This window comes from Streptomyces sp. NPDC032472, from assembly GCF_040636955.1.
Classification (GTDB): domain Bacteria; phylum Actinomycetota; class Actinomycetes; order Streptomycetales; family Streptomycetaceae; genus Streptomyces.
This window is the reverse complement of sequence record NZ_JBEZVK010000164.1, coordinates 1-4,626: the sequence shown is the minus strand read 5'-3', so window position 1 is coordinate 4,626 and position 4,626 is coordinate 1. Positions and strand designations below refer to the sequence as shown.

The following is a 4,626-nucleotide window of genomic DNA, read 5'->3' as shown; positions in this document are numbered from 1 at the left end:
AACGGCAAACTCAGCATTGCTGAGGCAAGCGTGGGCTCTGCGAATGTCGCCTTGATCACTTTGAAATTGGCGGAGTTTGCTTGGCGGCGAGCCAAGAATGAACGCAACTATTCGCTGCTTTGTATCGAGGAACCGGAGGCTCACCTCCATCCTCAACTTCAGCGGGCTGTATTCGATAAGCTATTTCAAAAAGCTGACCCGGCACAGGCACTTGTCGTCACGAGCCATTCCCCGACATTGGCTGCGGTTGTGCCGCTCCGTTCGATAGTGAGCTTGCGATCGGTGAACGGCGCGTCGCAAGTCTATTCGCTTGCGGAGTTGCCGGTCACAAACGAGGAACTTGACGACATTGAGCGCTATCTGACCGCTACGAGATCCGAACTGCTTTTCGCGCGAGGCGTGATCTTCGTGGAAGGCGATGCCGAAGAAGCACTGCTGCCCGGATTTGCCGAGGCGTTGGGCCTCGATCTGGATCGGCTCGGCATTACCGTCTGCAATGTCGCGGGCGTCCATTTCGAGCCCTACGTGAAGCTCGCCGGTAGTCTTGGCCTGCCTTTCGCGGTTGTCACCGATTGGGATCCCATCGCCGGCGCCTAGTCGCCACTTGGAAAGGCGCGGACGCTTGGAATATGGGACGCATACTGCACCGCTTCGTGAGTCGTTCCCTTGACGGCTGAGCAGCGTGCTTGGTGCGAATCGGCTGATTTTCCTACCTTCAGTGCGATTTGGGAAACCTATGGCATTTTTCTGAACGACTTGACCTTTGAAGTTGCAGTCATAAACGCCCCCAATCTTCGCGAGGCGATGCTTGATATTCTTGACGAACAGGGGTTTGGACCGACGCGCGCGGCTCGAATTGCCGCCTGGCGCTTGGGAACGCCCGTCGTTCCGGAGCACCTCTTGTCCATGATCGCCGACATCGGGAAAGGTCGGCTAAGCGCGAAACTCGCAAAAAGACTCCCGGGTCTGAAGCCACCGGTGTTGATTTCCACCGAGTCTTAACCCACCGATTTCATCTAAATCTGACCCACCCCGAGACAGCGTAGTACATCTATTCCGGTGTGGATAACTCTTCGTTACCCGCTGGTTTTGCTGCTCTCTTTCTTGTCGTCTTCGCCTTGGCAGAACTGGTCCTGAAGCGCCACGATTCATTGCCCGTTTCAACGATGTGGCAGTGATGGGTGACGCGGTCCAGCAGCGCTGTCGTCATCTTTGCATCCCCGAACACGCTCGCCCACTCGCCGAAGCTGAGATTGGTCGTGATCGCGACGCTCGTGTGCTCGTAAAGCTTTGAGAGCAGATGGAACAGCAATGCACCACCGGTCTGGCTGAACGGCAGATAGCCCAGCTCATCGAGAATCACCAGATCGACGTACATCAGCTTGTGGGCGACCTGGCCTTGTTTGCCGATGGACTTCTCCTGCTCCAGGGCGTTGGTCAGCTCGACGGTCGAGAAGTAGCGCACACGCTTGCCGTGGCGCTGTACGGCTTCGATTCCGATCGCTGAGGCGAGGTGCGTCTTGCCAGTGCCCGGACCACCGATGAACACGACGTTGTGCGCGCTTTCGAGGAACGACAGCTCGCTCAGTTCGCGCACCAGCGCTTCGTCGACGTGTGCCTGCGCGAAGTCGAAGCCCTTCAGGTCGCGGTGGGCCGGGAAGCGCGCAGCGGTCATTTGATAGGCAATCGAGCGCACCTGCCGTTCGGCGGTTTCAGCCATCAACAGCTGCTTCATGAAGCGCTCCGGCTCGAAGTCCGTGTGGCGCGACTGCGCGAGCAGCTCCGGCCACGTGCTCGCCATGCCGTGCAGTTTAAGACCCTTGAGCTGGGCCGCGATATCGTTAGACATGACGATCCTCCGGTGGGTTGGCGCGCAGCGTCTCGTAACGGCTCACGTCGGCCGCGGGCTCTTCCTTGAGCTGGAGTTTCGTCGTGGCGAGGCTGCCATTCGTGACGGGCGCCTTCAGCCGGCTCAGCACGTTCAGGACGTGCTCTGCGCTGGGGCGTCCTGAATCCAGCGCAGCCTGTACGGCGAGCAGCACCGCATCGAGCCCGTGTTCGCGCACCGCAGCGAGCACCTGCGTCATGACGCGATCGCCGCCCGGGTGTTTCAGCAGATGCCGCTGCAGCAGTTGCAGCGGCTGCGGCATCGTGATGAACGGCGCGCCGTTGCGCAGTGCGCCGGGTTTGCGCTCGACCAACGTGACGTAGTGGCGCCAATCGTAGAAGGTCATGTGCCGCTCGAAGCTGCGTTCGTGGCGTGCGATCTCCTGGGCGTTGGCGACGACGCTGAGATATGCCGGATAGCAGCGCACGCTCACCAGCTGGTTCGTGTACTCGGTGGGCACGCTGTAGCGGTTGCGCTGGAAGTGAATCAGGCTGGTCGACGAGACTCGCAGGGTCTGCTCGATGTAGCCGTCAAACGGCCGTGGATTGGGCATCAGCCGGGTACGCTCGTCCTGCAGCACATCCTCGACCGTCAGCTCAGGCCACTGCGGGTGCCGCATGTGCCACGCCTCACGACACTGACCAGCGACCCATTCGTTCAGGATCTCCAGCGTTTCCCAGCGCCGTAGCGCTGCTTCGTGCCAGATCTGACGTCGCCGGTCCTGAACGTTCTTCTCGACGATGCCTTTCTCCCAGCCTGCAGCCCGGTTGCAGAACTCCGGCTCGAACAGGTAGTGACTGCACATCGCTTCGAAGCGCGCGTTGACCGCACGCTCCTTGCCGCGGCCAACCTTGTCCACGGCGGTCTTCATGTTGTCGTAGATGCCGCGCCGCGGCACGCCGCCGAACGCGGCGAACGCGCGGGCGTGCGCATCGAACAGCATCTCGTGACTCTGTGTGGGATAGGCGACGAGCCAGAACGCGCGGCTGGAGTTAAGTTTGACGTGGGCGACCTCCAGGCGTCGCCGCAGCCCGCCAATAAAAGCGTATTCGCAGCTCCAGTCAAACTGGAAGGCTTCGCCGGGTTCGAAGGCGAGCGGCACGAAGGCCTGCCTGCGAGGCGCCTCAGCCTGCTCCTCGTGCCAACGCCTCACGAACGCGCTCACCCGGCCGTAGCTGCCGGCGTAACCCTCGGCGCGGATCGCCTCGAACATGAACCGGGCGGTGCGCCGGTCACGCTTCGGGCGATGACTGTCGGCACGCAGCCAACCTGTCAGCTGTGCGGCCCAGTCGTCGATGACGCTCGGGCTGACGCGCTTCGGATACTTCGGCTCGACGGCATCAGTCTGCCGCAGCCAGCGGCGCACCGTGTTTCGGGACAGGCCCGTACGCCGCGCAATCTCGCGCAGTGGGACCTTCTCGCGGAAATACATCCGCCTGATCTTGGCCAATATACCCACCGTGATCACCTTTGTATCCCCTGCTCAAAGATTGAGCAGAGCATTCAATCACGTGGGTCAAAATTCGATGAAAATTTCCAGCTCTAGTGGGTCAGTTCTGCCCGGACATCAACAGACGGGTTGAATCCGCAGTCGATCACCGCCATTGGCAACGAGCGGTCGTATTGTCCGAGACCTGATCTGACGTTGACTGACCGGTCAGGTCTCGGCCTATACAGTTGATGATTACCGTGATCTCTCGCAGGCTCGAACGTCGAGGCAATCTCTATCTGGCACTGCAGATCAAACATGCGTGATCAGAGTGACCGAATCTATTCGAACTCGCCGCCGCCCGTACCGTTGCTCGATGTTTAAGCACACATTCTCCAACGGTTTGACGGTCAACGAGTTCGTGTGCGGCCTAAGGGACGCCATCTCGATCCACGAGCGCCACTTGTTCACTGGTCCTGATCTGTGCGTAAGTGTTTGATTTTTCGGGTGTTATAAAGTTTGCTTCGGTCGGAGGCCAACTTTTCTGCGAATTTTATAGGAAAAGGCCACCTTTTCTGCCACTTTTCCCGAGCGAAATTCTCAGAAAAGGTGCTCAAGCTATTGATTCATATGGACCGCAGAGACCACCTTTTCTGCGAACCTACAGGGGGACTGGCGGCTCGCGGCGGAGATTGCCGCCGATGCGTTTCATCCAGCTCGACGGCGCGTCGATCACGACGATCGGACGGTCGGCGCGTTGCCGGTTCTGCAGACGTTGCCGGCAATTGATCGTGACGCAGCGGCGTGCCGGCACGTATTCGCGCGCCGACGGCCCCGCGAGGCATTGGCCGTGAGGGACCCGAGTTTCCCAGTATTTGATGTCATGCAACCTAATAAAATACCGGCGATCATTATTTAAATCGTTTGAACTGTTTAATTTATTTTCTTTCGATCAAACAAATTTTCCGTGCCGGCAAAGGTATTTAAATCGGCTCCATCATCCAATGTGGTGTTCCCGCGCAATGCAAGCCTGCTATGGGTCGCGATGAAATGAATATTTCCGACCCTCTATATCGGAATTGAAACTCGTTGAAAATGTAAAGCATTGCAATATCAAGGCGGCATTTGAGTATTTCGATTGCGACGTACGATTTTGTTTGGCAGGATTTTCATCAGGTTACTCGATTTTAAAACAACAAAACAACCGGCCATTCAAACAGTCGAAATAATGCGCGCCAGATGAGCAACGATTCGAAAGGAAGCTGACGAAGAAACTGGTTACGAGGCGGCGAACGGTCCACACCGTTCG

Annotated in this window: 5 protein-coding genes; 2 read left to right on the top strand and 3 right to left on the bottom strand. The window is 58.3% G+C overall.

Translation table 11 applies throughout. From position 1 onward, the window contains the following. Positions 1-597 (top strand): TOPRIM nucleotidyl transferase/hydrolase domain-containing protein (locus tag AB0F11_RS37570; RefSeq protein ID WP_362184243.1); only part of this gene is annotated, 597 nt, incomplete at its 5' end. A 69-nt stretch (positions 598-666) separates the two neighbouring features. Next, a complete protein-coding gene (locus tag AB0F11_RS37565; RefSeq protein WP_362184240.1) occupies positions 667-1,002 on the top strand; it encodes a hypothetical protein in 336 nt (111 codons plus the stop codon). Between the two features lie 49 nt (positions 1,003-1,051). Here AB0F11_RS37565 and istB read toward each other — a convergent pair whose 3' ends face one another. The 3 genes from istB to AB0F11_RS37550 all read right to left on the bottom strand — a co-directional run bounded on the left by istB (position 1,052) and on the right by AB0F11_RS37550 (position 4,206). After that, entirely contained in the window at positions 1,052-1,849 is a 798-nt protein-coding gene (gene istB, locus AB0F11_RS37560; RefSeq protein WP_059740757.1) for an IS21-like element helper ATPase IstB, read from the bottom strand. Next, positions 1,842-3,347, bottom strand: coding sequence for an IS21 family transposase (gene istA / locus AB0F11_RS37555; protein ID WP_122946716.1), 1,506 nt, complete (start codon positions 3,345-3,347; stop codon positions 1,842-1,844). Before istA ends, istB begins: the two co-directional genes overlap by 8 nt. 631 nt (positions 3,348-3,978) lie before the next feature. Beyond that, on the bottom strand, positions 3,979-4,206 hold the full coding sequence (locus AB0F11_RS37550) for a hypothetical protein (protein ID WP_105815179.1): 228 nt from the start codon (positions 4,204-4,206) through the stop codon (positions 3,979-3,981). Positions 4,207-4,626: the final 420 nt, after the last annotated feature.